The following is a 905-nucleotide window of genomic DNA, read 5'->3' as shown; positions in this document are numbered from 1 at the left end:
GGCACGTTCACCAGCTGATGGCTTTCATAGGCCGGCGTGCCGGTGTCGCGCGCGCGCGCCTGCAGTACGCTGGCGCTGGCAACGATCTGCAGCGCATCGGTCAGCTGGCCGTTGGCGGTCAGCTCCAGGCCGGTGTGGGTCTGCGTGCCTTCTTCGACGAAGGTGTAGCCGACGTCGCTGTTGTCCGGCTTGGCGTACTGGTACGGCTGCGAAATGCGGAACAGCGCCGCGCCCAGCGTCAGCGCCTCGACCGGCACGTACTTCACGCCCACTTCCAGCTGCCGCGACTGCACCGACGGCAGGAAGGTGTCGGCGTTGCTGGTCCAGAACGGCGCTTCCTGGCCCAGTGAAATGCCGCGCACGTAGCTGGCATAGGCGTTGAGCTGGTCGGTGGCCTTCCACACCACCGCGGTCTGCGGCAGGAAGCGCGACAGGCGGCTGTGCCGCTGCGGGTTTCCACGCTTGTCGTAGGCGTGCTCGTCCAGGCGCACGAAGCGGCCACCCGCCAGCCACTGCCAGTCATCGCCGAAGCTCATCCGGTCCAGCGCGAAGAACGCGGTCTGGCGGCTGTCCAGGCGACGTGCGGACGGGCCCGGCATCTTCGGCGACGGCGCGAACACCGGCACGGGTGCGTCGTGGATGTTGGTGGTGCCAACGTACTCGTTGACGCTCGGGCGCCTGTCCACGGTGCGGCGGAAGTAGTCGGCGCCGAGGGTCAGCTCATGGCCGACGCTGCCGGTCTCGAAGCGGCCACGCAGTTCGGCACGGGCCTGCTGGTTGCGGCGGGTATCGTCCGGGCTGCGGTAGTCGTAGACGTCGTAGTCGCCGTTGGGCGCGAAGTAGTTGCCCGGCACGCTGCCATCGGCGCACTGCACGGCGTAGTAGCAGCCATAGGCGAAGGCGAC

Annotated in this window: 1 protein-coding gene; it reads right to left on the bottom strand. The window is 68.4% G+C overall.

The window, feature by feature from the left end; genetic code table 11:
* Positions 1-905 (bottom strand): TonB-dependent receptor domain-containing protein (locus DAI20_RS19245; protein ID WP_159085123.1); only part of this gene is annotated, 905 nt, incomplete at both ends.

This window comes from Planctomonas deserti, from assembly GCF_003067705.1.
GTDB lineage: Bacteria > Actinomycetota > Actinomycetes > Actinomycetales > Microbacteriaceae > Planctomonas > Planctomonas deserti.
Note: the sequence above shows the minus strand (reverse complement) of the source record. Positions and strands in the feature narration are given on the sequence as shown.